Raw genomic sequence first — 26,541 nt, forward strand, 5'->3', positions numbered from 1 at the left:
TCAGGTGATGCGGACGTGGATTTGCGTGGAGGTTCCAGGCCGGCCTACGGCGGAGGGAGCCGAAGGGGGGTGCCGGTGACCGGCGCCCCCCTTCAGGTCCCCTACTTCTTCGCCTTCCCGTTCTGCTGATCCGCCGGCTGGTTGTTCGTCTGGTTGTTTGTCTGGCTGTTCGGGGCTTCGGCCTGCTGCTTGGCGGCCTCCTTGTCCTTCTTGTTGGCTTCGTGGTGGCCGACCGCGCAGCCGACGGCGGCGCCGGCGACGCCGTGCTCGGACCCGACCTCGTGACCGGCGATGCCGCCGACCGCAGCGCCCTTGGCACAGCCCTTCGCTTCCGCCGTGTGCGTCGGCGCCATGGCGCCGAGCGCAATCGCCGCTGCCGCGGCCGTCGTCAACAGAGACTTCATAACGCTCTCCTCCTGGTGGTCGTGGAGGAAAACAGCCGAGATGGGAGTGGCGTTCCGGCCGTGTCAGCGCCGGGCCAGCGAGGCGAGCTGGAACAGCACGCGGGCGCAGATGGTCTGGTCGGGCATGTTGGTGCGCTTGCACTCGGCCTCGGCGTCGACCAGCCGTTCCAGTGCCGAGCGCACCAGATTGGGCGTCCAGCGCTTGGCCTGCCCCACCAGCCGCGGGCGCAGCTTGAAGAACACCGGCGGACGCGCCGCGTCGATGGCGGCCTCCGCCGACTTGCCGGCAGCCACCTGCGCGCCGATCAGGTGCAGGCGCTGGAAGTGGCGCTGCGCGGTCCGCAGGATCGGCACCGGGCTCATGCCCTCGGCGAACAGGCGGGCCAGAGCGCGGTCGAGCGTGGCAAAATCGCCGTCCGCAGCGGCCCACACCGGCTCGTCCATGTCGAGCGACGCCGAGTCGCCGATGCACGCCACGGCGTGCTCCAGCGTGACGCGCTTCTCCGCGCCCATGTAGACCGCCAGCTTCTCCATCTCGCCGCGCGCGACCAGACGGTCGCCCACGAGGTTGCCGGCGAGGAAGTTCAGCGCGTCCGCGTCGGCCGACAGGCCTTGCGCCGACAGCAGCTCGGCGATCACCCGGCCGAGCGACGCTTCGTCCTCGACGTAGCAGGGGATGGCGGCGGCACCCTCGGCACCCTCGAACAGCGCGCGCAGGCGCGAGCGGTTGGACAGGTCGCCGGATTCCACCACCACGAGGCTGTCGCCCGGCGGCAGATCCTTGAGGAAAGCGGTGAAGGCGGCGGTGGTCACGTCCTCGGCGTCGCGCACGCGGATCAGCCGGCGACCGCCGGTCAGCGACAGCGCGGCGGCCTCATCGGCGAGGCGGGCGGGGTCCTCGACCAGCGCCTTGCCGAGGAAATCGGCGACGCGAAACGGGTCGTTGAGGTCGGGACAGACGGACTTGCCGAGGCCATCGGCACGATCGCGCACCAGCCCGGCATCGGGGCCGTACAGCAGCACCGCCCGGACCTTCGGGTCGGGGTGCCGCAGGAACGCGTCGATGGCTCTGCCTTGGAGCTTCATGGCGGGGCGCCTGAAAGAATGCCAACGGCCGCAACCGGGGCAACATCTACACGGATTTCACGGATTGAGGCACGGATTTCACGGATCTTTTGATGCTTGCGGGGCGTCGGGTCATCCCGAAGGTCGCTGCTGTTCACGAATAAGAAAATCCGTGCAATCCGTGTTCAAATCCCCAAAATCCGTGTGGAGTCTTGCTCTCCCCGTCACGACCCCTTGGCGAGGAACATGGCGACGCGGGCGGTGATGTCGTCGGAGATCTCGGTCAGGCCGCGGCCGTAGGCGTTGTCCAGCGTCGCCAGACCGGCGAAGCGCTCCTCCAGCACGTTGTACGGCACGAAGGAGCGGCTGCGCCCCTCGAACAGCGTGCGGCCGGTGGCGTTGTCGATCAGCCGGAACGGCACGTTCAGCACCAGCTGCGCGCGCTCGGCCGAGGCATCCTGGCGCAACGCCAGCTTCTGCTCCGACGCGATGATCTGCGCGTCCAGGCGGTAGGGGGTCTTGGAACCGCGGTCGGTCTGATGGAAGCGGTCGATCAGCAGGTTGCGCAGGATCTGCCCCTGCCGATCGGGCATGTTGGAGATCGCGACCTGCTCCAGCTTTTCCGACGCGCCGCCGCCGGCAACGCCGCTGTCGCCGTACAGCGGGCGGAAGCCGCAGCCGGGCAACAGCGCCAGCAGCGTTGCGACGGCACCGACTCGCAGCAAAGTCCGCCCAAGCTGCCTTTGGTTAGACGACGACATTGATCACCCGATTCGGCACCACGATGACCTTGCGCACCGGCTTGCCCTCCAAGGCCTTCTGGACGTTGGCGTCGGCCAGGGCCAGCCGCTCGGCCTCGTCCTTGGCGACGTCGCGCGGCAGCTCCAGCGTGGCGCGCAGCTTACCGTTCACCTGCACGGCCATGGTCACCACGTCGTCGGTGGCCAGCGCGGCGTCGGCCTCCGGCCAGGGCTGCTCGACCAGCGGCGTGGCGTGGCCGAGTTCCGTCCACAGCTCCTCCGCCAGGTGCGGCATCATCGGGGCGACCATGCGCACCAGCGCCTCGTAGCCCTCGCGCAGCACCCAGCCCTCGCCGGCCCCCTTGCCGTCCAGCTCGGCCAGCGCGTTGGACAGCTCGCGCACGCGGGCGACCGCCTTGTTGAAGCGGAACTTGTCGAGGTCCTCGCCGACGCCGGCGATGGCCTTGTGAACCGTGCGGCGCGCGGCCTGCGCCTTCTCGCCCAGCTCGGCCGGCTGCGGCGCGCCCACCGGCGGCAGTTCGACCGGAGCCTCGGTGATCATCCGCCACAGGCGGTTGATGTAGCGCCACGCACCGTCGATGCCGGCTTCGGTCCACTCCAGGTCGCGCTCGGGCGGGCTGTCGGACAGCATGAACAGGCGGGCGGCGTCGGCGCCGTAGGTGCCGATGATGTTCGCCGGGTCCACGACGTTCTTCTTCGACTTGGACATCTTCTCGACGCGGCCGACGACCACCGGGGCGCCGTCGTCCTCGCGGACCAGTTCGCCCGCGTCGTTCTTGACGATTTCGGTCGGCGCCAGCCACGCGCCGGTGCCGGCATCCTTGTAGGTCTCGTGGTTGACCATGCCCTGGGTAAACAGGCCGGCGAACGGCTCGGCCACCTCCAGGTAACCGCACTGCGTCAGCGCCCGCGTCCAGAAGCGCGAGTAGAGCAGGTGCAGCACGGCGTGCTCGATGCCGCCGATGTACTGATCGACCGGCAGCCAATAGTCCACCGCCGCGCGCTCGAACGCCTTGTCGGCGCTGTGCGGCGAGCAGAAGCGGGCGAAATACCAGCTCGACTCGATGAAGGTGTCGAAGGTGTCGGTCTCGCGCAGCGCCGGCTTGCCGCAGGTCGGGCAGGTCGTGTGCTTCCACGTCGGGTGATGGGCCAGCGGGTTGCCGGGCGTGTCGAAGGTCACGTCCTCCGGCAGCACGACGGGCAACTGGTCCTCCGGCACGGCGACGGTGCCGTGCTCGGGGCAGTGGATGACCGGGATCGGGCAGCCCCAATAGCGCTGGCGCGACACGCCCCAGTCGCGCAGGCGGTACTGGGTGGTGCGCTCGCCCTGCCCCATCTCCTCCAGGCGCCGGCCGGCCTCGTCCTTGGCCGACTCGACGTCGAGGCCGTCGAGGAAGCGCGAATTGCGCAGCACGCCGGGACCGGTGTAGGCCTCGGTGCCGACCTCGAAGGTCGCCGAGTCGGCGTCGGCCGGGATGACCACCGGCTTGACCGGCAGGGCGTATTTGCGGGCGAAGTCCAGGTCGCGCTGGTCGTGCGCCGGGCAGCCGAAGATGGCGCCGGTGCCGTATTCCATCAGCACGAAGTTGGCCACATAGACCGGCAGCGTCCAGTTCGGGTCGAACGGGTGGACGACGCGCAGGCCGGTGTCGAAGCCCTTCTTCTCCGCGGTCTCGATCGCCTCCTCGCTGGTGCCCAGGCGGTTGCACTCGGCGACGAACTCGGCCAGAGCCGGGTTGTTGGCGGCGATCTCGGTGGCCAGCGGGTGATTGGCGGAAATGGCGGCGAAGGAGGCGCCGAACAGCGTGTCGGGCCGGGTGGTGAACACCTCCAGCTTCTCCGAACGCCCCTGGATGTCGAACCGGAAGCGCACGCCGGTGGACTTGCCGATCCAGTTCTCCTGCATCAGGCGCACGCGCTCGGGCCAGCGGTCCAGCGACTCGATGCCCTTCAGCAGATCCTCGGCATAGGCGGTGATCTTCAGGAACCACTGGGACAGCTTGCGCTTCTCGACCAGGGCGCCGGTGCGCCAGCCGCGGCCGTCGATCACCTGCTCGTTGGCGAGCACGGTGTTGTCCACCGGGTCCCAGTTGACCCACGACTCCTTGCGGTAGGCGAGGCCCGCCTTCATGAAGTCGATGAACATTTTCTGCTCGTGGCGATAGTATTCCACGTCGCAGGTCGCAACCTCACGACTCCAGTCGATGGACAGGCCCATCGTCTTGAGCTGGTCGCGCATGGTGGCGATGTTCTCGCGCGTCCACTTGGCGGGGTGGACCTTCTTCTCCAGCGCGGCGTTCTCCGCCGGCAGGCCGAAGGCATCCCAGCCCATCGGGTGCAGGACGTTGAAGCCCTTGGCCCGCTTGAACCGCGCGATCACGTCGCCAATGGTGTAGTTGCGCACGTGGCCCATGTGGATGCGCCCCGAGGGATAGGGGAACATCTCCAGCACATAGTACTTGGGCCGGGCGGGGTCCTCGATCGCTGTGAAGCAGGACCGCCGCTCCCATTCCGCCTGCCACTTCGCCTCGGTCTCTTTTACATTGTAGCGCGACATGACAGTAAGCGGTCCCGTTCGGTTCTGATGCTGGTGGCTGTGTTAGCCCGATATTACTTGGCCGACGCCTGGGCGATGCGGAGCTGGCGGGCGCGGGTCAGGACGGCGTCCTCGATCTGGCCGGAGGTCTCCTGGGCGACGGGGGTGTCGCGCCAGTCGTTGCCGGTGCGCTGCTGCTTGAACACCGACACCCGCACGCCGTCGGCGCGCAGCTGGCGGTCGAGGATGTACAGGTTGACCTTGAAGCGCTCGTTGGCCGACTCCGGCGGGGTGTACCAGTCGGTCAGGATGACGCCGCCGAACGGGTCGGCCGAGACGATGGGCATGAACGCCAGCGTGTCGAGCGACGCCCGCCACAGGAAGCTGTTGACGCCCAGGCCGTTCGGGTCGCCCTGATCGGTCTTCTTCTTGTTGGGGCCGAAGAGGCTGATGCCCCCGTCGGTGCCGAGCAGGCTGCCGAACTTGTATTCGTCGCGCTTGAGCGCGTCCTCCTGGGTGTCGGTTTTGCCGCCCAGGCCGCAGCCGGCCAGCAGGAGCGAAGCGAGAATCGCGGGGGCGACGAAGGCGGTGCGGATGCGGCGCATGGCTGGACTTTATCGTCAATGCAATGGGAGCCCCCGCGCGGTCGCGCGACGGACGCCGCTGAAAAGACCATAAAACCGCCAACGCACGCAACAGCCGATGCGCGGCCGCGCCGTTCCGCAGGCTGTCTGGCGATGGAGAGCGGTGTGGTTCGTGGGTCACACTGTTCCATCAAAGCAGCATGGAGGGCACGTTTCGGCTTGCTGCCATCGTCCGGTGTGCGTACCACATGGGCAGCCAGGAAGTTGAACCCCGGCTAAAAATTTACTGCCAGGATGGAGGCAACACTATGAATCGGTATCTGTTGGCGGGCTGCGCCGTCGTTGCTCTGGCTTTGGGAAGCGGCGCTGCCAATGCCCAGGCCAAGTTCGAAGTCAAGGTCGGTGGCGACGTGTTCGCCGAGTGGGGCTACGTTGAGCAGGACCGCGATGCCGGCCTGCGCTCGACCGAGATGCGCAACCGCTTCCGCGTGAACATCATCCCGTCGGCCAAGGCCGACAACGGCCTCGAGTACGGCGCCCGCATCCGCATCCGCGCCGACAACAACAACGCCGCCGGCCGCACGCTGACCCAGGATCGCGCGTACATCTTCGCGCAGGGTGGCTTCGGTCAGGTCCGTATCGGCACGTCCAACACCTACAACGACGAGACCATCGTCTCGCGCCCGATCGACTACCTGCCGTTCGGTCTGTTTGACCAGGCCCTGTCGTACATCGGTGGTGCGCAGGCTCTCGGCGGCGCCGGCCTGACCTCGGGTGCGGACGTTGCTGGCGGCCAGCTGAACAGCGCCATGACCGGCGGCACCTTCGCGTGGCCGACCTTCGGCGACGTCGCGACCCGCATCGTGTACTTCTCGCCGCGCCTCGCCGGCTTCCAGCTCGGCGCCAGCTACACGCCGCGCAACGACGACTCGCAGAACAGCGTCAACCGTCTGAAGGTCGGCTCCGTCGCCTCGACCGCGGCCTTCCAGCCGAGCCAGCAGGATCTGTGGGAACTCGGTGCCAACTACGACGCCACCTTCGGCGGCGTGGCCGTCAAGGCCGGCGCTGGCTACTACGGCGGTAAGGCTTCGGATCCCGCCACGGGCGCCGGTTCCTTCAAGGACCTGCGCGCTTGGCAGGCTGGTGCTCAGGTCGGCTTCGCCGGCTTCACCCTCGGCGGCAGCTACACCGACTGGGGCAAGTCCGGCCTGAACAAGTCGGGCGTTATTGCTCCGTTCCAGGACTCGGCCAACGTCTGGACCGTTGGTGGCCAGTACACCGTCGGCCCGATCGTCGTCGGCGCCGGCTTCACCCGCGGCCAGGATGCTGGCAGCGTGCTCGTTGCTGGCAAGCGTCGCGTGGACGTCTACGAAATCGGCGCCAGCTACACCGTGGCTCCGGGCTTCGCGGTCCAGGCTCAGTACGACTACTTCAAGGCGGACACCGACCTCCCGGCCACGACTGCCACCGGCAGCCGCGACGACAAGGGTTCGATCGTCATCCTGCGCACCACCTTGGCGTTCTAATTCAGACCGTCAGTGTGAAAGAGAAGGCGGCAGCTTCGGCTGCCGCCTTTTTTTGTGCCCAAAATCCGGGCGCCATGCCCATTTTCGCGCCAGAGGATGTGCTAAATTTGTTGCAATCGTGATTTATCGTTCAAAATCAAACTATTACATGTGTGTCGAAGAGGTCACGGTGTTTCCTTTGCGCAATGCGAGGGTGTGTTTGTGGCTTGCGAGCGGGCAAGGCGGGGGGTAACTCTTTCGACAGCAACGATACAGCCGGCACCCCCGGCCATTCGCATAAGGATCGACCCACAATGAAGCGTTCCCTCGTCCTCGGCTGCGCCGCCCTGGCGCTTTGCGCCGGCAGCAGCGCCGCCCTCGCCCAGACCAAGTTCGACGTCACCATCGGCGGCGACGCGTACTTCCAGGGCGCTTATGTGGATCAGAAGCAGGACGCCGGCCTGCGCTCGACCGAGCTGCGCAACCGCTTCCGCGTCGTCATCACCCCGTCCGCCAAGGCCGACAACGGCCTGGAGTACGGCGCCCGCATCCGCATCCGCGCCAACAACGGCCCCGGCGCCGTCAACCGCGGCTTGGACAACGACCGCGCCTACATCTTCGCCAAGGGCGCCTTCGGTACGGTCCAGGCCGGCACGATCAACGGCCTGTCGGATGAGTACGGCTTCATCGGCCCGAACGTCGAAGGCATTGCCGGCAGCGCCGACAACAGCACGCTGGATTTCCTGGCCGGTTCGCCGATCTATGACTCCGGCATCGCCGGCCGTGCGACCAACTTCCGCAATCTGGTCAGCGGCAACGCCGCCACCCGCCTGATCTACCTGACCCCGACCTTCGCCGGCTTCCAGGGCGGCATCAGCTACGCCCCGCGCAGCGACGATGCGAACAACTCGGTGAACCGCCGCAAGTACAGCACGGTTCCGGTCGGCGGCTTCGGCGCCTATGCCCCGAGCTTCCAGGACGTCGGCGAAGTCGGCGGTATCTATACCCGTGAGATCGGTGCGGTGTCGTTCGAGGCGTCGGGCTTCTACGAGTTCGGTACGGCCACCAAGGAAACCACTGGCACGGCCTTCAACAACTTCAAGAACCTGTCGTCCTACAACGTCGCTGCCAACATTGGCTTCGCCGGTGCCAAGATCGGCGCCATGTACCGCAACGCCGGCAAGAGCGGCTACTGCAAGACCTTCTGCGGCGGCCACGACCAGGAGACCTGGATCGTCGGTGCCAACTACACGCTGGGTCCGGTCATCCTGGCCGCCAACTACCAGCGCTATGACGACGCCGGCAGCAACCCGTCGGTGGCCGGCAACGCCCAGCTGGACCTGTATCAGGCCGGCGTGACCTACACCGTGGCGCCCGGCCTGACCGCCGGCCTGGAATACAGCTACTTCCGCGCCAAGGAAAAGGACGTGACTGCGCCGATCAGCGATCGTGGCAGCATCATCATGATCGACACCCGCCTCGCTTTCTAATCGCGACGCGAACACGGTACCAAACGGCGGCGGGGCAACCCGCCGCCGTTTTCGTTTTACCGCTTGGCGGGCGGCGCCTTGCCTGACGGGGCGGCCCCCGCGGGCGGCTTGGCGGGGCCGGGCTTGCCGGCGTCGCAGATCAGCAGGATGGTCGCGTCCTGCACCGGCGACCACATCAGCAGCAGGCGGTTCTCCTTGCCTTCGGCGGTGTAGACCACGGTGTCCGGGTCCGGGACGGCACGCGTCTTCTTCTCGGCCAGCGCGTAGCCGGCCCTTTTCAAGGCGTCCATGGTGCTCTCGTAGATGGCGGAGGCGCGCTGCTGCTGCTGCTCGCGGTCCTTGCCCTTGAAATCCCAGCCATAGCTTTCGACGGTGCCGCAGTCGCGCCCGACCTCCTTGCCGACCCGCTCCATCGCACCGGCGTAGGTGCCGTCATCGTCCAGAATCAACGCTGGCTCGCTGAAGAAGATCTTTGCCAGGGGGGAGCCCTTCGCCATGCGGACCAGTTGCCGGCCCGGCTGCTGGCTTGGCTGCTGCTGGCTCTGTTGTTGCTGGGCCAGGGCCGGTGACGCGACGGCCACGGCCAGCAGTGCGGAGAAAATCCATCCACGCATCCGGTGTCTCCTCGAAGGCTTGCGTTTCATTGATCGGTCCGTTACCACGCCGCGCCGGCCGGTGTATACCTTCGCCGGACCAGCAGGGAGCCCCGCCATGACCGCCGAAACCGTTGTCGCCCGCCTGGACGAGGTGCGCCGCACCGTCGCCGCCTCCGCCAGGGATTGCGGCCGCGACTCGGCCGCGGTGACGCTGGTCGCGGTGTCCAAGACGCACGGCGCCGAGGCGGTCGCCGAAGCGATCGCCGCCGGCCAGCGTGTGTTCGGCGAGAACCGCGTGCAGGAGGCCAAGGCCAAGTTCCCCGCCCTCAAGGCCGCCCACCCCGACCTGGAACTGCACCTCATCGGCCCTTTGCAGACCAACAAGGTGAAGGACGCGGTGTCACTGTTCGACGTGATCGAGACGGTGGACCGTCCCAAGCTGGCCGAGGCGCTGGCCGCCGAAATGGCGAAGACCGGCCGCCGGCCGCGCTGCCTAATCGAGGTGAACACCGGCGAGGAGGCGCAGAAGGCCGGCATCCTGCCCGCCGACGTCGATGCCTTCGTGACGACCTGCCGCGACACCTACGATCTGCCGGTGACTGGGCTGATGTGCATTCCGCCGGTGGATGAGGAGTCGGCCATGCACTTCGCCCTGCTGTCCGAGATGGCCCGGCGCAACGGCCTCGCCGAGGTCAGCATGGGGATGAGCGGCGACTATCCGGTGGCGATCCGTTTCGGCGCCACCCATGTGCGCGTCGGCACCGCCATTTTCGGCGCCCGGCCAAGCTTCACGGAACCGGAATAGGCTCCACCACCCGCAACACCGTGTCCGGGCCGCAGTCCTCCAGCAGGCGCAACAGGTCGGGCAGCGGCAGCGCCACGCAGCCGGCGGTGGGCTCCCAATCCGGGCGGGCGACGTGCAGGAACACCGCACTGCCCTGCCCCGGCACGACGGGATCGTCGTTGTGCCCCAGCACCACGATCACGTCGTAGACGCCGTCCTCGCGCCACAGCGACTCGTGGCTGGTGGGGTGCGGAACGGTGACCGGGCGGTTGTAGGCCGGGTCGGCCGGGTCGTCGCACCAGCCGTCGTCGCGGGCGATGGGGGCGGTGGGCAGCGCGGTTTCCGGCCGCTCCAGCCGGTCGGCGCGCCACAGCACGCGGCGCAGCGGGAACACGCCCACGGGGGTGCCGCCGTCGCCCTCGCGCTTGTCGGCCTTCACCCCGCCGCGGCCGAGCGCACAGCGGAAGACGCCGCCCGGCCACGTCAGCCGGCCATCGGCGAACACCGTGATGTCCATGGAGTCCCCGTCCGCGTCAGCCGGCCACGCGGATGTTCGGCGTGGTCGGGTTGAGCGCCTTCTTGGCGGCCTCGTACTTCGCCAGGTTACGCATCATCACGTCGGAAATCATCTCCTGCGGCACCGGGCCGTTGGTATTGGTGTTGGGGGCATTGGTGTTGGCGGCGTTCGTGTTGGCGTTCGCGGCCACGCTCGGGGCCACCGCCGGGCCTTTGGGCGGCATCGGCGTGGCCCGCGTGGTCAGCGCCGCGACCTGCTTCGACTGCATGGTGTTGGCCAGCACCGTGTCGCGCGCCGGCATCTTGCTGGGCTTGTGCTCGCTGATGGACGAGACGGGCTTGTCGGTCAGACGCGAGCCGGCTGCCGGCTGCGGTGCGGCGGCCGACCCGGATGCCGAGGCCGGAGTGGGGGCGGCCGTGGGGCCGGCCAAGGGGGCCGGTGCCGGCGCGGCGGCCAGTGCGGCGACCTGGGTGACGGTGGGGGCGGGCGCCACCGGGGCGGGCTGCGGCGACGGGGCGGCAGCGGTGGGCTTGGCCTCGGCGACGGCGACGGTCGGCTGCTCGCCGCCGAGCCCCATGCCGGCAAGCATGGCATCCTCCATGCTGCGGCCGTTGGCCTGGGCGATGATGGCGCTGAAGATCGAGGTGATGCCGCCGATGGGGCCGCCGTAGGCGATGTCGCCGATGACCTGCGCGGCCGGCTTGATGGTGTCGCCGGTCACCGCGCGGTAGATCGTGCCGACGACCGGGATGTGTTGCAGCGGGTTGATCATGTCCAGGAAGTCGCCGAAGGACATGTCGGCCTTCTCGTTGTACGGCTCCTCGGTCGGGCTGCGGACGATGGCGCTGAGAGGTGCGCTGGCCGGACGCACGGCGGCGCTGTCGAGCGGCACTGCGGCGATGGTCATGGTCTGGGCACTCCCGGCGGATTGGTTCACCAGGGATGTTGCAACCGGCGTGCCAGCCATTTTCGGCTGATTTCGCGCGGTGGAGCCGGTGTTGTCTGCTTTCCGTCACGGGGTCCCGGCAACTCCTGCCGGGTGGCGGGTGATTCCTGCCCGGAAGGTTTGTCCTCAGAACATATGCCCGCTGCGTTCGGCCTTGGTGCGCAGGTAGGCTTCGTTGTGGTTGTTCGAGGGGAAGATGTGCGGCACCCGCTCGACCACCTCGATCCCCCAGCGGGCGAGCTGGCGCATCTTGTCGGGGTTGTTGGTCATCAGCCGCACCGAGCGGAAGCCCAGCTGCCGCAGCATCTCCGCCGCCGGCAGGTAGACGCGCTCGTCCGACTCGAAGCCGAGGATCTCGTTGGCGTCCACGGTGTCGAAGCCGCGGTCCTGGATGCGGTAGGCGCGCAGCTTGTTGACCAGCCCGATGCCGCGTCCCTCCTGCGCCAGATACAGCAGCACGCCACTGCCGCGCCGGGCGATCTCGGCGATGGCGCCGCGCAGCTGGTCGCCGCAGTCGCAGCGCAGGGACCCCAGCAGATCGCCGGTGAAGCATTCCGAATGCAGGCGGGCCAGCACCGGCTGCTCCGGGTCGGGCTCGCCGATGACGATGGCGAGGTATTCCGGCCCGCCATCGGCCGGGCGGAAGGCGACGACGCGCGTGTTTTCCGCCCCGCCCACCAGCGGCACCCGCGCGTCGGTCACCCGGCGCAGCGTGCGCACCACGTGCGTGCGGTAGTCGGCGACGTCGGCGGCGTGGACGAACAGCAGATCGTGGCGCTTGGCCCAGGCCTCCACGCCGCCGGAGGTGACACGCGCCGGCGCCACCACGGCGGCCGGCAGCAGGCGCGCCAGCTTGGTCAGATCCACCGCCGCCGCGACGCGCGAGCCGGGCTCGGCTACGCTGGCGGTCATCCCGGCGGGCAGGGCTCCGTCCGGTCGCTGTTCGGGGTCGGCCAGCGCCGCGGCGTCCTCGGCGGTCAGGCCGCCGGGCACCGACAGCATCACCGCGCCGCCATCGTCCAGCCTGGCTCCCTCCGGCGTGATACCGGCCGGGACCGCGCCCAGGACCAGCGCGCGGCGCCGGGTCACCGCCAGCACCGGGTCGCCGCCGCCGGCCAGCCGCTTGAGACGGGCCAGCGCGTCGGCGCCCACCGTCTCCACCGCCAGCGCCAGTGCCACCGAGCCATCGGCGCAGGCCACCGCCACCGCCTCGCCGCGGCGCAAGGCCGCCAGGACGCGATCGACGGCGCGCATGGCGGCTTCGTCGAAGGGCAGGGTCGGTTCGGGGCGGACGTCAGCGTACATCGTAAAAACCGGGTCGGTAAAACCGGGCCGCAACCCTAGCGGCCCAGGCGGAGAAAAGCAAAACCGTCACGCACCATCTGGGCCGCGCACAGGCGCTTTCCAAGTTGGCCCGACCGTCCCATGTCGGCATGGCCATGGCAAGCGCTGTCGGCGCGCCAGTCCGTTGCGTGCCGCGCAACGGTGCGGAATTGCCATGGACGGCCCCGTGGACGACGACGACAAGGCGGTACCGCGCGTGGTAAGGTCCGCACCAAAGGTTGAGGCGACCATGAACCGCACCGCATGAATTCGGCCAAACGCATTCTCCTGGTCGACGACGACGACGCGTTGCGCCAGTCGCTCGCCGAGCAGCTCCAGCTGCACGAGGAGTTCGAGACGGCCGAGGCCTCCGACGGCGCCTCCGGGCTGGCGGCGGCGCGCGAGGGCGGCTTCGCCGCCGTGCTGCTCGACGTCGGGCTGCCGGACATGGACGGGCGCGACCTGTGCCGGCTGATGCGGCGCGAGGGGGTGCGCTGCCCGATCATCATGCTGACGGCGGCGGGCACCGACGCCGACGCCATCCTCGGCCTGGATTCCGGTGCCAACGACTACGTCACCAAGCCGTTCCGCCTGGGCGTGCTGCTGGCCCGGCTGCGCGCGCAGCTCCGCCAGTTCGAGCAGAGCGAGGACGCGGTCTTCACCATCGGCCCCTACCTGTTCCGCCCGGCCGCCAAGCTGCTGCTGATCGAAGAGAAGAACCGCAAGATCCGCCTGACCGAGAAGGAAACGGCGATCCTCAAATACCTGTACCGGGCCGGCGACAAGGTGGTCGGTCGCGACACGCTGCTGGGCGAGGTGTGGGGCTACAACGCGGGCGTCACCACCCACACGCTGGAAACGCACGTCTACCGCCTGCGCCAGAAGATCGAACGCGACCCGTCGAACGCGGAGATCCTGGTGACCGAGCCGGGAGGGTACCGGCTGGTGCCGTAAGGGCGTCGGAAGTCGGACTACCGCTTCGGCGACTTGTGCGCCGCGATGGTCACCCCGTGGCCATAGCCGGTCCAGCGGCGGCGCGGGCTGTCCAGCGGAGCGAGCGGGGCGCCGTGCGGGCGCCACAACCCGCGCCCGCGCGGCTGCACCGGGATCAGGCGCACCTTGCGGCCGACGATGGCCAGACGCCGGCGCCAATGCGCCACCGCCTGCGGCGAGGCGCCGACGCGCCGCGCGATCTCGTGGTCGGACAGCATGGCGCTGCCAGGGTCCTGCAAATGGTCGAGGATGGCGCGCCGCTTGTCGGCCGAGGTGTGGCGGACGCGCCGCCGCTCCAGCGCCTTGCCCACGTCCCACAGCTTTTCCGCCGTCTCGCGGGCCAGCGAGCGCCAGCGGTCGGTCTCTTCGCGCTGCTTGTCCAGCTCGCCGCCGGTCTTGTCGAGCTGGCGCTTCAGCGCCGCCACCTCGCGCTCCAGGTCGGCGACCTGACGGCGCAGCGCAAGCGCCACCTCGTCGGGCGGCGGGGCCTTGGCGGGCGGGGCGGGGGCGGTGGCCGGGGGCTCGCTGGGCGCCGGGCGCGGACGGGCGCCGTCGGCCAGGTCGCGGAAGCTCATCCCGGCGCGCGACAGCATGATGCGGGCGGCGCGCAACGCGGACATCGCCTCGCCCTGGTGCTCCGACTCGGCCATGGCGAGGACTTTGGCGAGCTTGTCAGGGTCCATCCGTCGACGATCCCGGCGCCGGCATGCAGCGGCAAAAAGGGGTGTGGGGCGAACCTACCACATCTTATGGGCTTGGGCACCCAAGATATAGGGGTTGGACGGTTGCGCCCGCGCCTGTGCAAAGGGGGTGGTTTTCACTCGACTCGCACATCCCGCCTCGCGCACCATGACCCGCCATGACGTCCCGCCCCACCCGCGACCCGTCGCGCGATTTGCTTCCGTCACTGCGCGCGCGCTTCTGGGGTGTGCGCGGCAGCATCGCCTCCCCCGGCCCGGACACCGTCCGCACCGGCGGCAACACGGCGTGCCTGGAGGTGCGCTGCGGCGACGCCCTGCTGATCTTCGACGCCGGCACCGGGCTGCGGGCGCTGGGCGAGGCGTTGCGCAAACGCGGGCCGGCCGATCTCGACCTGTTCCTGACGCACAGCCACCTGGACCACATCTGCGGCCTGCCGTTCTTCGCGCCCGCCTTCGATCCGGCCAGCCGCCTGCGTGTCTGGGCCGGTCACCTGCCGCCGGGGCAGACCATCCGCGAGGTGGTGTGCTCGATGATGCGCCCGCCGCTCTACCCCATCCCCATCGAGACGTTCCGCGCCGACGTGTCGTTCCGCGAGTTCGCCTGCGGCACCGATCTGGAGCCAGCGCCGGGCGTGCGCGTGCGCACCGGCGCGCTGAACCACCCCAACGGCGCCGTCGGCTACCGGGTCGAGTACGCCGGCCGCAGCCTGTGCTTCATCACCGACACCGAGCACACGCCCGGTGTGCGCGATCCGGCGGTGCTCGATCTGGTGCGCGGCGCCGACGTGATGATCTACGACAGCACCTACACCGACGCCGAGTACCCGGCGCACGCCGGCTGGGGCCATTCGACCTGGGAGGAGTGCGTGCGCGTCGCCGAGGCGGCCGGGGTGGGACAGGCGGTGATCTTCCATCACGACCCCGCCCGCACCGACGACGAGCTGGACGTCATCGCCGCGGCGGCCGAGCGCCAGCGCCCCGGCACGCTGGTGGCCCGCGAGGGCATGGAACTGGTGCTGGACCCGGTCCCGCCGCGCGTTTGAGGCGAACCGGGCCGGGGCACTGACGCACAAATCCCACAGCGGCGACGGATCTCGCGTAAAGCCGTAAGTTCGGCCTGTAAACGATTGTGACAATTATGGTATGACGGCTGGTCGCAACCTCGAGGGGAACCGGAGGTCTGCCGTGCCGTTCTTCGTGCGCACCACCGCGCTTCTGGTGTTCGTCGGCGCCCTGCTTGCGGGTTGCGCCACCTCCGGCCCATCGGCCGACGCGCCGCGTTCCATCGTTCTGGTGCATCCGGCGAGCGGCGAGTCCGTCGCCACCACCTACTGGCGGCCGGGCGGCTACGACCCGCGGGCGCTGGCCGAGCTGTCCTCGCTGTTCCGCGACCGCCACAACGGGCAGGCGGCCCCCGTCGACCCCGGCCTGATCGACACGCTGGTCGAGCTGCGCCAGCGCCTGGGCTTGGCCGAGAGCGCGCCGATCCACCTGACCTCGGGCTACCGTTCGGCGGCGACCAACGCGTCGCTGGCCAGGCAAAACAGCAACGTCGCCGAGAACAGCTACCACATCCGTGGTCAGGCGGCCGACATCCGCATCCCCGGCGTGGCGTCCGAGCGCGTCGCCGAGGTGGCGGCGGCCATGCGCCGCGGCGGCTACGCGCTGTACCCGCACACCGGCCACGTGCACGTGGACACCGGCCCGTTCCGCACCTGGACGCCGAAGGGTCCCGACCACCGCCAGGACGGCGTCATGGAGGCGAAGGCGAACCCGCGCGCGCGGCCCGGCCCGACCGTCGCGAAGACCGAGGTGGCGGCGGCGAAACCTGCCCCTGGCGTCAGCGACGCCGACGCGCAGCGGCTGCGTTACATGCTGGTCACCATGGCGGCGGAGGACGCCGCGCCGGCAAAGGACAAGCGGCCAGCAACGCTGCGCTGAACGGATTGCGCTTCGTCTTAAAGCCCCAGATACCAAAAGGGCGGCCGGGCGCCGCGTGGCACCCGCCGCCCTGCGGCAGCAGCAAAGGGATAAAGGCCGCGTCAGGCGGCCTTCTTCACCTGGGCAGCCTCGGCGAAGACCTTCAGCAGCTGCTCGACGAAGGCCGGAACCTCGTCCGCGCCGCGGGCGGTCACCGTCACGCCGTCGACCACCAGGGCCTCGTCGCTCAGCTTGGCGCCGGCCGCAGTCAGCTCCTCGGCGAACGCTTCGATGCCGACGACCGTGCGGCCCTTCAGCTTGCCCGGAATGGCGAGCAGCTGGATGCCCTGGTCGATGGCGGCGATCGGCTTGCCGGCGTCGAGGAAGTGGCCGACGATGCGCTTGGTGTGGGCGGACTGCTGGAGCTTCGCCACGCTGCGCTCGCCACCCGGCAGGATCAGCATGTCGTAGTCGGAACCCAGCACTTCGCCGACCTGCTTGTCGACCGGGAAGTAGTGGCCCCAGGCGCGGCCATGCCAGCCGTTCACCAGGCCCTGTTCGGGAGAAATCGTGCGCAGGGTGGCGCCGGTCTTGAGGAGGGCCCGCTGGGCCTCGGTCATCTCAACTTCCTCGAAGCCGTTGGCAACGAGGATGGCGATCGTCTTACCTGCGAGCGGCTGATCCATACTCATATCGTCCTTTCGATGTTCATCCTGGGCGGGGAGCGAGCCATCAGGCCGCGTCCCCGGATCGACCGATGCCGCCGCGCGTGTCCTGGTCCTCGGGACGCCTACGGGAAAGCGTCCGCCCACCGCACCTCATGGGAGGGGATGCGGTGCGGCCAAGTGACCCGCTGCCGGTCTATTGGGGGGAGCCGGCGCAGGGGCGTACGTGCCCCGGTCGATTTGTTTTGAGCATGGAACACAAGTGGCCCCAACATGGGCCTAAGTCAATGGTTGATTCCGCAGCGCAACGAAGCGCCGCCACGGTTTGGCGACGGTGCGAACCTCGCCGAACGGCCTAGGGCTTGGCCTTGCGGCACGTTGGCGCAGGTTGGCACCACAAGCCGGCGCAAGGCCGCCATGTGTGCCATGCAAACCTTGCGACACAACGATTTTCCCCCTCCCGGAACGATCCGGGGGCATGGTGTTGCCGATTGTTCCGGCACGGTGTCGCTAGGATGACCTTTGACGAATGTTATAGTCAGTTTAAGCGAATATTCATTACCCACCGCAAAACTGTCACAACGCGCGGTTGGCAGGTTGGGCGGGAGCGGTGTATGGCGGTTAAGGACGAGGTCGAGCAGTTCATCGCTCGTGTGCGGCGCATGGCGCGGTCGTCGGCGCTCTACATCGTCGTCAACGTCAATTACAGCGCCTTCCCGTTCATCCGGCAGGACCGCCAGCTGTTGCGCATTCAGCTCAACGGCACGCAGGAACTGGCCGAGCATTTCGGCGCCGAGTTCTGGCCCGTGCTGGGCATGGACGCCTTCGTGGTGTTCCCGGAGAGCGCCTTCCGCAAGGTGCCGGAGTTCATCGACCGCGTCACCGCCAACTTCTTCCCCGACCGCGTGCAGGACGATCTGGACCTGGGGCAGCTCGTGCACAGCTACAACGTGCCGGGCGGCTACGGCGACCTGCGCCAGCGCGCCAACGATTATCTGGAGGTCGCTCTCGCCCGCGCCGCGGCGTCGCCCTGCGCCCCCGCCGCGGCTTCCGGCGCCGCTACGCCATCCGCCAGCGTCCTCCTGGCCGAGCTGGAAGGGCCGTTGAGCGCCCGCTTGGTCGGTTGCCTGGAAGACGCGGTGGAGGATCTGGACATCGGCAGTTATCTGCGCAGCCAGACCGTGTACCGGGCGGATGCCGACGGCTCGTGGCAGCCCTTCTACTGCGAGTACTTCACCGGCATGGCGGACCTGCACCGGGAGAACTTCCCCAAGGTTCAGCTGCTCGGCCGCCGGCGCATGTTCCACGAGTTCTGTCAGTGCCTGGACGAAAAGATGCTGAGCGGCATCGGTGCCAAAAGCAGCGAAGCGGCCAGCGCCGGCTCCATCGGCATCAACCTGGGCATCAAGTCGGTGACCGGTCCGCTGCTCTCCACCCTCAGCCGCGCCACGGCGCGCATCGCGCGCAGCGCCGTGGTGGTGGAGCTGGACGTGCTGCTGCTTCTGGAAGACGTCGCCGCCAGCCGGCGCGCCACCGACCTGCTGCGCGAAGCGGGCTACCGCATCGCCGTGGACGGCGTCACGCTGGACCTGCTCGGCTACATCAGCCCGGAGCGCTTCGACGCCGACTTCTTCAAGGTGCACGTGGCGCACGACCGCCTGGGCTCGCTGAACGACCCGGAGAGCATCGGCGCCTTGCGCCGCCTGGGTCGCGAGCGGGTAATCTTCAGCCGATGCGACCACGAGATGGCCGTCACGGTCGGCCGCGCCATCGGCTGCGACAAGTTCCAGGGCCGCCTCATCGACCGGCTGGCGGGTGTGGCCGTGCAGTAGGGGCTACAGGCACGCGCTTAGTCCGCCACCGCCTCCATCCGCGCCTCTTCGCGCCGCCGCTTGCGGCGCGCGGCGGCCATCAGGTTGAGCGCCTCGACCAGCGCCGAGAAGGCGATGGCGAAGTACAGATAGCCCTTGGGGATGTGGAAGCCGAGGCCGTCCGCCACCAGCGCCACGCCGACCAGCAGCAGGAACGACAGCGCCAGCATCTTCACCGTCGTGTGCCGGTTGACGAAGTCGCCCACCGGGCCGGAGGCGAACAGCATCACCGCCATGGCGATGACCACCGCGGCGACCATCACCGGCAGATGGTCCGACATGCCGACCGCGGTGATGACGCTGTCCAGCGAGAAGACGATGTCCAGGAACATGATCTGGACGACCACGCTGGCGAAGGTCGCGGCCACCTTGGCCGGCCCGTCCTCCTCCGCGCCCTCGACGGTGCTGTGGATCTCCATGGTGCCCTTGGCGAGCAGGAACAGGCCGCCGCCGATCAGGATCAGGTCGCGCCCGGACACCGCGAACGAGCCGATGGAGAACAGAGGCTGCGTCAGCGTCGCCACCCAGGCGATGGACGCCAGCAGCATCAGGCGCGTGATCAGCGCCAGCGCCAGACCGACCTTGCGCGCCCGGTCCTGCTGCGCCACCGGCAGCTTGGACGCCATGATCGAGATGAAGATGATGTTGTCGATGCCGAGGACGATCTCCAGCGCCGTGAGGGTCAAAAGGCTGGCCCAGACGCCGGGATCGGAGAGCAGGTCGAACATGGTCGGCCAAAAAATCCCGTTGTGCGGTCGAACACCGCGTTGCCGGCCTAGATGTGGTCGCCGGCCCCCCAGCGCAATAGACGGGGCGCAATAGCCGGGGGCCTACTCTTCGGTCTTCAGGCGCTCCAGCGCGCGGCGGTCGCGCTTGGTCGGGCGGCCCAGGCCAAGGGGGCGGCCGGGAATGTCCATGGCGGTCTCGGGGGCCGGCGGCGACAGATCCTCGTAGAGCGTGCGCGCCTCGTCGGCCGGGCCGCGCCGGCTGCCCAGCGCCAGAACCTTGACCACGCGGATGTGGCGGCCCTGCGGAAAGGTCAGCACGTCGCCGGGCTTCACGGCGTGATGCGCCTTGCTCACCACCGTGCCCGAACAGCGCACCACGCTGCCGTTGCACAGCTTGGCGGCGAGGCTGCGCGTCTTGAAGAAGCGGGCGAACCACAGCCACTTGTCCACCCGCAGGCGGCCCGGTCCCGCATCGGGCCCGGCATCGGGTTGGCCGTCGTCGAAATCGTCGCGGTCGTCGTTTTGGTTCATCCGGCACCGTGCAGTTGGCGAAGCTTGGCGAAGGGGTGGTCGGCGTTGGCGGTGGGTGTCTTCGACGGACGCGGCGCCTGCGCGCGCTGGGCGCGGCGGCGGCGCCACGTCACGGCGCCGTCCTCGGCGACCGAGCGCGTGTAGCCGAGGACGGCCAGCACGCCGTGCAGCTCCTCGGCGCCGACGCCGATGATCTGCGCCAGCGCCGGCTCGGGCGACGGCGGGGCCTCGCCCTTGCTCTGTTTCATCATCTCGACCTCCAGCCGGTCGAGCATGTCGACGCGCACCGCCCGCGGCCCCACCGCCGGGTATCCGATCGCCTCCCAGAAGGCCGGCGGCGCGCCGCCCGCGGCGACCGAGACACGGCCGGGCGGCGGCGCCGGGGCCGGCAGCTCGCGTCCCTGGTGCACGGTCCACAGGAGTGCCCGCAGGCCGACCGCGCCGGGCTTCGCCAGCGCCGGCAGGAACAGGTGCGTGACCCCCAGCCGCACGCCGAGCGCATGCAGCGCCTTGCGGTCCTCGCGCGACAGCCCCTCGACCAGCGGCGCCACCGGCTTGCGCGCCAGCACGCCCAGCCCCTCGACGAGCTGGAACGCCAAGCCGCGCGCCGGACCCGACAGGCCCTTCGCGTCGCGCAGCGCCAGCAGCGGCTTGAGCGTCGCGGCGACGTGCCCGCGCAGCCACGCCTCCAGCCGGGCGCGCACGCGCTCGCTCTGCGCCGGATCGAGCAGCGCTTCGGCGTTCGTCACCACCGCCGGGGCCAGCACCGAAGGACCGGCCGCCAGCCTCGCCACGGCGATGCCCTGCCCAAAAGTGCCGGACCAGGACAGCACGCCATCGGCGCCGAGCTGGAACGCCGCGTCCGGCTCCTGCTCCAGCGCCTTCACGCGGTTGGTGATCTCGTCGCGCAGCGCGCGGCGGGCGGCGTTCAGCAGCGACCGCGCCTCCTCGGAACGGTCCGGCGCGTCGGGCACGAAGCGGAAGCCCTCCAACTGGCCGACCGCGTGCCCCTCGACCACCACCTCGCCATCGGCGCGCACGCCGCCCAGCAGCGCCCGCCCGTCCGCCAGCGTGCGGACCAGGGTTGCCGAGCGACGGTCGATGAAGCGCTGAGTCAGGCGCTCGTGCAGGGCGTCGGACAGCTTGTCCTCGATGGTGCGGGCGCGCTCCTGCCAGTGCACGGGGTCCTTCAGCCACGCCGGCCGATTGGAGATGTAGGTCCAGGTGCGGATGTGCGCGATGCGCGCCACCAGCGTGTCGATGTCGCCCTCCGTGCGCTCCAGGCGGGCAACCTGCTTGGCGACCCAATCCTCGTCCAGCCGGCCGGCGGGGGCGCGCAGGTAACGGTAGATCTGGCCCAGCAGGCGCGTGTGCGCGTCCGACAGCACCTTGCGGAAGTCGGGGACCTGACAGACCTCCCACAGCAACTGCACCGCCGACTTGCCCTTGGCGAGGGCCATCACCTCCGCGTCGCGCGCCAGGGCTTGCAGGGCGAGGTGGTCGTCGGCGTCGCGCACCCGCAGCAGCTCGGGGATCGGCGGGCGCGCCTCCAGCGATTGCAGCAGGAAGCCCGGCGTCTCGAACCGCAGGGCGGAGTTGCGCCAGCTCAGCGCCTTCAGCGTGTCGAACTCGTGGTTCTCGACGCGGTCCACCAGTTCCGACTCCAGCTCGCCGACCTCGTCGGTGGTGCCGAAGGTGCCGTCGCGCATGTGGCGGCCGGCGCGGCCGGCGATCTGCCCGACCTCGGGGGCGCGCAGGCGGCGCGGCGCGAAGCCGTCGAACTTCACGATGCGGGCGAAGGCCACATGGTCCACGTCCATGTTCAGGCCCATGCCGATGGCGTCGGTCGCCACCAGATAGTCCACCTCGCCGGCCTGATACAGCCCGACCTGGGCGTTGCGGGTGCGGGGCGACAGCGCCCCCAGCACCACCGCGGTGCCGCCGCGCTGGCGGCGGATCAGCTCGGCCATGGCGTAGACGTCGGTGGCCGAGAACGCCACCACGGCCGAGCGCGGCGGCAGGCGCGTCAGCTTCTTGTAGCCGGCGTAGGTGAGCTGCGAGAAGCGCGGGCGGGTGATGAACTCGGCGCGCGGCACCAGCTTGCGAATCAGCGGCTGGATGGTCTCGGCGCCGAGGAACATGGTCTCGACAAGGCCGCGGGCGTTCAGAAGGCGGTCGGTGAAGATGTGCCCGCGATCCGGGTCGGCGCAGAGCTGGATTTCGTCCACCGCCAGGAAGTCCACGGCGCGGTCGAGCGGCATCGACTCGACCGTGCAGACCCAGTAGGCAGGGTGGGGCGGGAGGATCTTCTCCTCGCCGGTGACCAGCGCCACCTTGTCCTTGCCCTTGGCGGCGGCCACCCGGTCGTAGTTCTCGCGCGCCAGCAGCCGCAGCGGGAAACCAATCATTCCCGTGCGGTGACCGAGCATGCGCTCGATGGCGAGATGGGTCTTGCCGGTGTTGGTGGGCCCGAGGACCGCGACCACCCGGCCCCCCACCCCCGACGGGTCATAGCGGGCCTCTACCATGGTTCTAAGCATTGGGGTGTCGGGCCATCATTGCAAGCGCCCGTCCTTTCAAACAGGGGAAAGCCGTGCGCGGCAACGCGCCCATGGACCGCAGCCCCGCAACGCGCTTTACTGGAACGCCGGCCTTCAGCCTGAGACAACCGCACCGGGAGGTTCCATGTTCCGTTCCGCCACACTGGCCGCCGTCATCGCCCTGACCATAGCCGTGCCAGCCTGGGCGCAACAGGCGCCGGCCGTCAGCGCCGAGGGCGCCGCCGCCATGCGCGCCGCCATCGCCGACGGCCTGAAGCGCACCTTCCCGGAGGTCCAGGACGGGATCGAGTTCCGCTGGTCGGGCCAGACGCAGGTGACCCCGGCCGGCGACCGCTACGACGTGATGCTGCCGGCGCTGACCATCGTCAGCACCGAGGACATGCGCTTCGACATCGGCGCGATCCAGCTGAAGGTGTCTCCCAAGCCGGACGCCACCTACGCCGTCGACGCGGTTCTGCCCACGGTCATGACGATGCGCAACGGCAAGATGCCCGCCGGCACGCTCTCCATCGGGCGCCAGCGCTTCACCGGCGTGTGGTCCGGCGCCGTGGAGAATTTCGTGTCGGCCGATCTGGCCTACGGCGACCTGGCGCTGGTGGACAACGACAGCGCCGCGCTGCGCATCGGCTCGATCACCGCGACGCAGGACATGCGGCCGGACGGGCCGGGCACCTGGAGCGGCCCGGTGGCCGGGGCGCTCAGCGACGTGACGGTGACCGACGCGCAGAAGGCCACGCTGATGAAGATGGCCGGCATCGCGGTGGAGGCGAACTACGGCCGCATCGACCTCGCCAAGGTGTCGCAGTTCAAGGCGCTGATGGCGACGCACGCCGCCGCCGGGACCGAGCCGCCGGCCACGCAGTTCCTGTCGCTGCTGGGCGGCGTGCTGGGCGAGGCGGTGGTGCGCACGCGCATCACCGGGCTGACGGCCGGCAACGACGAAGGGCGCGTCGGCGTCGATCTGGCGACCTTCACCATGGGCGTGCGCGATCTGGACCGCGAGACGTCGAGCACCGTGCTGGGCTTCCAGACCGAGGGGCTGAAGATCGAGCCGCTGCCGGGGCCGAAGCAGTTCATGCCCCAGCGCTTCGACGTGCAGATCTCGCTGGGCAAGCTGCCCAACGCCGCCATCGGGCAGGCGCTCATGGCGCTGGCGGCGCTGGAGGAGCCGGCGAAGGGCAAGGACAACGGCAAGGACGGCGGCAAGCTCAGCGGCAAGGCGGCCGGCAAGGCCGGCATGGCGGGCAAGGTCGAGTCGGGCAAGTCCAAGAAGAAGGCGGTCGAGCCGGACGAGAGCGACCGCGACGCGCAGGCCGCCGCCATCGGCATGGCGCTGGTGGAGGCCGCCAGCAAGGCCGGGACCGAGCTGCGCATCGACCATCTGTCGATCGAAACGCCGGCCACCTCGGGCGCGGTCACCGGTACGGCGCGGGTCGCGTCCGCGGCGGCGATGGGTGCCGTGGGCGGCGCGCAGATCGTTCTGCGCGGCCTGGACGCCGCCGCCAAAGCGCTCCAGCCGAAGCCGGGCGCCAAGCCCGAAGCCGGGGATCAGGAAACGCTGGGCATCATCGCCATGCTCCAGGCCATGGGCCAGCAGAGCACGGACGAGGCCGGCAAGGACGTGCGCACCTACAAGATCGACCTGACGGAGAGCGGCCAGACGCTGCTCAACGGCGCCGACATGAGCGCCGTCATGGGCATGGGCGGCCAGCCGGCCGAGCCGGCGCCGCCGGTCAAGAAGGGCGGCATGAGCGGCAAGAAGAACTGAGCAAAACCGCAACCGACAGCCCTTGCACACCGGCCGGATTTTTCACACATATCCGGCCGGATTGGCGCGTCCATTCCTTACGCACGCAAACATAAGAAACAGGATGTACCCGATGACCGAGGAACGGCTCAATTTTCAGGCCGAGGTCAGCCGCCTGCTCGACATCGTCGCGCACTCGCTCTACAGCGAGAAGGAAGTCTTCCTGCGCGAGCTCGTCTCCAACGCGTCCGACGCCTGCGACCGGCTGCGCTACGCCGCGCTGACGCAGCCCGAGCTGTCGGCCGACGACCCGAATCTCAAGGTCCGGCTGGTCGCCGACAAGGAAGCGCGCACGCTCACCATCGTCGACAACGGCATCGGCATGAACCGCGAAGACCTCGTGGAGAACCTGGGCACCATCGCGCGCTCGGGCACCGCCGCGTTCATGCGCCAGCTCACCGGCGATTCGAAGAAGGACGTCAGCCTGATCGGCCAGTTCGGCGTCGGCTTCTACTCGGCCTTCATGGTCGCCGAGAAGGTCGAGGTGCTGACCCGCAAGGCCGGCGAGGCGCAGGGCTGGCGCTGGCTGTCGGACGGCAAGGGCGAGTTCACCATCGGCGAGGCGGAAGCCGACCTGCCGCGCGGCACCCGCGTCACTCTGCACCTGCGCGAAGGCGACGACGAGTATCTGGACGAGCACCGCCTGTCGGGCATCGTGCGCAAGTATTCCGACCACATCGCCATCCCGATCCTGTTCGGTGAGGGCGAGGATGCGAAGGCGCTGAACAGCGCGTCCGCTTTGTGGATGCGCTCCAAGAACGAGATCACGCCCGAGCAGTACACCGAGTTCTACCACCACGTCGGCCACAGCTTCGACAACCCCTGGCTGACCATCCATTGGCGGGCCGAAGGCGCCATCGAGTACACCAACCTGCTGTACGTCCCGGCCAGCCGCCCGTTCGACCTGTTCGACCCCAAGCGCGCCCACCGCGTGAAGCTGTACGTCAAGCGCGTGTTCATCACCGAAGGCGCCGAGGGCTTGGTGCCGCCCTACCTGCGCTTCCTCAAGGGCGTGGTGGACACCGAGGACCTGCCGCTCAACATCAGCCGCGAGATGCTCCAGCACAACCCGATGCTGGCGAAGATCCGCGCCGGCATCACCCGCCGCGTGCTCGGCGAGTTGAGCAAGAAGGCCAAGGACGCGGAGAGCGCCTCCGAATACAACACCTTCTGGGAGAACTTCGGCGCGGTCCTGAAGGAAGGCCTGTACGAGGATTACGAGCACCGCGACGAGCTGCTGAAGCTGCTGCGCTTCCGCTCGACGCACGGTGACGGTCTGGTGTCGCTGGAGGACTACGTCGGCCGCATGAAGGACGGCCAGGACGCCATCTACACCATCTCCGGCGACGACGTGGACACCCTGCTGCGCAGCCCGCAGATCGAGGGCTTCCGCGCCAAGGGGGTGGAGGTGCTGCTGCTCACCGACCCGGTGGACGAGTTCTGGGTGCCGTCGGTCGGCCAGTACGCCGACAAGAAGTTCAAGTCGGTCACCCGCGGCGGCGCCGACCTGGGCAAGATCCAGGGCGGCGAGGACAAACCGGAAGCCGAGAAGCCGGCCGAGGGCGACGTCGGCAGCCTGATCGCGCTGTTCAAGCTGACGCTGGCCGACGCGGTGAAGGACGTCCGCCCGTCCGAGCGCCTGACCGACAGCCCGGTCTGCCTCGTCGCCGACGAGACCGACATGGACCTGCACCTGGAGCGCCTGCTCAAGCAGCACAAGCAGCTGGGGGCCGGCGAGTCCAAGCGCATCCTGGAGCTGAACCCCGGCCACCCGCTCATCAAGCGCCTGACCGACCGCGCCAGGACCGGCGGTGCGTCCGATGGCGACTTGGCCGAGGTGGCGTGGCTGCTGCTCGATCAGGCGCGCATCGTCGAGGGCGAAGCGCTGCCCGACCCGGTCGCCTTCGCGCGCCGGCTGTCGGCGATGATGGAAAAGGGTTTGGCGTAACACACGCGGCGGTTTGCCAAACGGGGCCGCCGATGCTATGTTTCGGAGGTGGCTGGTGGGTGCGCTAACACCCACCAGCTTTCACCTAGTGCTTCTTACGGGGAAGCCGGCGGATCGTGATCAGCCAGCCTCTCCACAGCAGCACCAGGAGAAAGGGCATCTTCTTCATGCCTCTTGCCTCCTTGAATGCGGCGGGTGGATCATCCCACCCGCCGTCTTCCTTTGTACGGCATCCCCGTCGCAAAACACACCTATGGGTGTGCGTAAATGCAAAAATTCGCATTTTCGCGGGCGGTATTTCCTTT

Annotated in this window: 23 protein-coding genes; 9 read left to right on the forward strand and 14 right to left on the reverse strand. The window is 69.1% G+C overall.

Annotation, left to right across the window (positions count from 1 at the left end; genetic code table 11):
• Positions 1-101 precede the first annotated feature (101 nt).
• The 5 genes from ACSVDD_RS25185 to ACSVDD_RS25205 all read right to left on the reverse strand — a co-directional run bounded on the left by ACSVDD_RS25185 (position 102) and on the right by ACSVDD_RS25205 (position 5,371).
• The gene (locus ACSVDD_RS25185; RefSeq protein WP_448192167.1) at positions 102-404 is read right to left on the reverse strand and encodes a hypothetical protein; all 303 of its coding nucleotides are present in this window, start codon (positions 402-404) and stop codon (positions 102-104) included.
• Positions 405-467: 63 nt separating this feature from the next.
• Positions 468-1,490 (reverse strand): DNA polymerase III subunit delta, encoded by a 1,023-nt coding sequence (holA, locus tag ACSVDD_RS25190; RefSeq protein WP_448192168.1) that lies wholly within the window; start codon positions 1,488-1,490, stop codon positions 468-470.
• 203 nt (positions 1,491-1,693) lie between these two features.
• Positions 1,694-2,194: an LPS assembly lipoprotein LptE gene (gene lptE, locus ACSVDD_RS25195; protein ID WP_448192169.1), complete on the reverse strand. Its 501-nt coding sequence runs from the start codon at positions 2,192-2,194 to the stop codon at positions 1,694-1,696.
• Positions 2,195-2,216: 22 nt separating this feature from the next.
• Positions 2,217-4,787, reverse strand: a complete 2,571-nt coding sequence (leuS, locus tag ACSVDD_RS25200) for a leucine--tRNA ligase (protein ID WP_448192170.1) — start codon at positions 4,785-4,787, stop codon at positions 2,217-2,219.
• A 53-nt stretch (positions 4,788-4,840) separates the two neighbouring features.
• Positions 4,841-5,371: a DUF3576 domain-containing protein gene (locus ACSVDD_RS25205; protein ID WP_448192171.1), complete on the reverse strand. Its 531-nt coding sequence runs from the start codon at positions 5,369-5,371 to the stop codon at positions 4,841-4,843.
• Between the two features lie 287 nt (positions 5,372-5,658).
• Between ACSVDD_RS25205 and ACSVDD_RS25210 the strand changes: the two genes are divergently transcribed.
• Both ACSVDD_RS25210 and ACSVDD_RS25215 read left to right on the forward strand, forming a co-directional pair.
• On the forward strand, positions 5,659-6,876 hold the full coding sequence (locus ACSVDD_RS25210) for a porin (protein ID WP_448192172.1): 1,218 nt from the start codon (positions 5,659-5,661) through the stop codon (positions 6,874-6,876).
• 293 nt (positions 6,877-7,169) lie between these two features.
• Positions 7,170-8,345, forward strand: a complete 1,176-nt coding sequence (locus ACSVDD_RS25215) for a porin (protein WP_448192173.1) — start codon at positions 7,170-7,172, stop codon at positions 8,343-8,345.
• Positions 8,346-8,401: 56 nt separating this feature from the next.
• On the opposite strand, the gene ACSVDD_RS25220 is transcribed toward ACSVDD_RS25215, so the two are convergent.
• Positions 8,402-8,959 carry a hypothetical protein gene (locus ACSVDD_RS25220; RefSeq protein WP_448192174.1) on the reverse strand — a complete coding sequence of 186 codons (558 nt, stop codon included), beginning with the start codon at positions 8,957-8,959 and terminating at the stop codon, positions 8,402-8,404.
• A 97-nt stretch (positions 8,960-9,056) separates the two neighbouring features.
• Here ACSVDD_RS25220 and ACSVDD_RS25225 point away from each other — a divergent pair, with 97 nt between their 5' ends.
• A complete protein-coding gene (locus tag ACSVDD_RS25225) occupies positions 9,057-9,746 on the forward strand; it encodes a YggS family pyridoxal phosphate-dependent enzyme (protein ID WP_448192175.1) in 690 nt (229 codons plus the stop codon).
• Here the strand turns inward: ACSVDD_RS25225 and ACSVDD_RS25230 are convergent.
• The 3 genes from ACSVDD_RS25230 to ribA all read right to left on the reverse strand — a co-directional run bounded on the left by ACSVDD_RS25230 (position 9,730) and on the right by ribA (position 12,493).
• Positions 9,730-10,242: a L,D-transpeptidase family protein gene (locus ACSVDD_RS25230; RefSeq protein WP_448192176.1), complete on the reverse strand. Its 513-nt coding sequence runs from the start codon at positions 10,240-10,242 to the stop codon at positions 9,730-9,732. The genes ACSVDD_RS25225 and ACSVDD_RS25230 overlap by 17 nt on opposite strands.
• Positions 10,243-10,258: 16 nt before the next feature.
• On the reverse strand, positions 10,259-11,149 hold the full coding sequence (locus ACSVDD_RS25235) for a hypothetical protein (RefSeq protein ID WP_448192177.1): 891 nt from the start codon (positions 11,147-11,149) through the stop codon (positions 10,259-10,261).
• Positions 11,150-11,314: 165 nt separating this feature from the next.
• Positions 11,315-12,493, reverse strand: coding sequence for a GTP cyclohydrolase II (ribA, locus tag ACSVDD_RS25240; protein ID WP_448192178.1), 1,179 nt, complete (start codon positions 12,491-12,493; stop codon positions 11,315-11,317).
• Positions 12,494-12,775: 282 nt separating this feature from the next.
• On the opposite strand from ribA, the gene ACSVDD_RS25245 reads away from it, so the two are divergent.
• On the forward strand, positions 12,776-13,465 hold the full coding sequence (locus ACSVDD_RS25245) for a response regulator transcription factor (protein ID WP_448192179.1): 690 nt from the start codon (positions 12,776-12,778) through the stop codon (positions 13,463-13,465).
• A 17-nt stretch (positions 13,466-13,482) separates the two neighbouring features.
• On the opposite strand, the gene ACSVDD_RS25250 is transcribed toward ACSVDD_RS25245, so the two are convergent.
• Positions 13,483-14,187: a hypothetical protein gene (locus tag ACSVDD_RS25250; protein ID WP_448192180.1), complete on the reverse strand. Its 705-nt coding sequence runs from the start codon at positions 14,185-14,187 to the stop codon at positions 13,483-13,485.
• A 176-nt stretch (positions 14,188-14,363) separates the two neighbouring features.
• Between ACSVDD_RS25250 and ACSVDD_RS25255 the strand changes: the two genes are divergently transcribed.
• The gene (locus ACSVDD_RS25255) at positions 14,364-15,248 is read left to right on the forward strand and encodes an MBL fold metallo-hydrolase (RefSeq protein ID WP_448192181.1); all 885 of its coding nucleotides are present in this window, start codon (positions 14,364-14,366) and stop codon (positions 15,246-15,248) included.
• Between the two features lie 142 nt (positions 15,249-15,390).
• On the forward strand, positions 15,391-16,146 hold the full coding sequence (locus tag ACSVDD_RS25260) for a YcbK family protein (protein WP_448192182.1): 756 nt from the start codon (positions 15,391-15,393) through the stop codon (positions 16,144-16,146).
• Positions 16,147-16,247: 101 nt separating this feature from the next.
• Here ACSVDD_RS25260 and ACSVDD_RS25265 read toward each other — a convergent pair whose 3' ends face one another.
• Positions 16,248-16,811, reverse strand: coding sequence for a DJ-1/PfpI family protein (locus ACSVDD_RS25265; RefSeq protein WP_448192183.1), 564 nt, complete (start codon positions 16,809-16,811; stop codon positions 16,248-16,250).
• A 593-nt stretch (positions 16,812-17,404) separates the two neighbouring features.
• Here ACSVDD_RS25265 and ACSVDD_RS25270 point away from each other — a divergent pair.
• Positions 17,405-18,622 (forward strand): hypothetical protein, encoded by a 1,218-nt coding sequence (locus ACSVDD_RS25270; protein WP_448192184.1) that lies wholly within the window; start codon positions 17,405-17,407, stop codon positions 18,620-18,622.
• 17 nt (positions 18,623-18,639) lie between these two features.
• Here the strand turns inward: ACSVDD_RS25270 and ACSVDD_RS25275 are convergent, their stop codons facing one another.
• The 3 genes from ACSVDD_RS25275 to ACSVDD_RS25285 form a co-directional block, all read right to left on the reverse strand.
• Entirely contained in the window at positions 18,640-19,389 is a 750-nt protein-coding gene (locus tag ACSVDD_RS25275; RefSeq protein WP_448192185.1) for a TerC family protein, read from the reverse strand.
• 102 nt (positions 19,390-19,491) lie between these two features.
• Positions 19,492-19,920: an Hsp15 family ribosome-associated heat shock protein gene (locus ACSVDD_RS25280; protein ID WP_448192186.1), complete on the reverse strand. Its 429-nt coding sequence runs from the start codon at positions 19,918-19,920 to the stop codon at positions 19,492-19,494.
• Entirely contained in the window at positions 19,917-22,460 is a 2,544-nt protein-coding gene (locus ACSVDD_RS25285) for a helicase-related protein (RefSeq protein ID WP_448192187.1), read from the reverse strand. The genes ACSVDD_RS25280 and ACSVDD_RS25285 overlap by 4 nt, the downstream gene beginning before the upstream one ends.
• 145 nt (positions 22,461-22,605) lie before the next feature.
• Between ACSVDD_RS25285 and ACSVDD_RS25290 the strand changes: the two genes are divergently transcribed.
• Both ACSVDD_RS25290 and htpG read left to right on the forward strand, forming a co-directional pair.
• On the forward strand, positions 22,606-24,249 hold the full coding sequence (locus tag ACSVDD_RS25290) for a hypothetical protein (protein ID WP_448192188.1): 1,644 nt from the start codon (positions 22,606-22,608) through the stop codon (positions 24,247-24,249).
• A 112-nt stretch (positions 24,250-24,361) separates the two neighbouring features.
• Positions 24,362-26,236, forward strand: coding sequence for a molecular chaperone HtpG (htpG, locus tag ACSVDD_RS25295; RefSeq protein WP_448192189.1), 1,875 nt, complete (start codon positions 24,362-24,364; stop codon positions 26,234-26,236).
• Positions 26,237-26,541 lie beyond the last annotated feature (305 nt).

This window comes from Azospirillum terrae, from assembly GCF_053470425.1.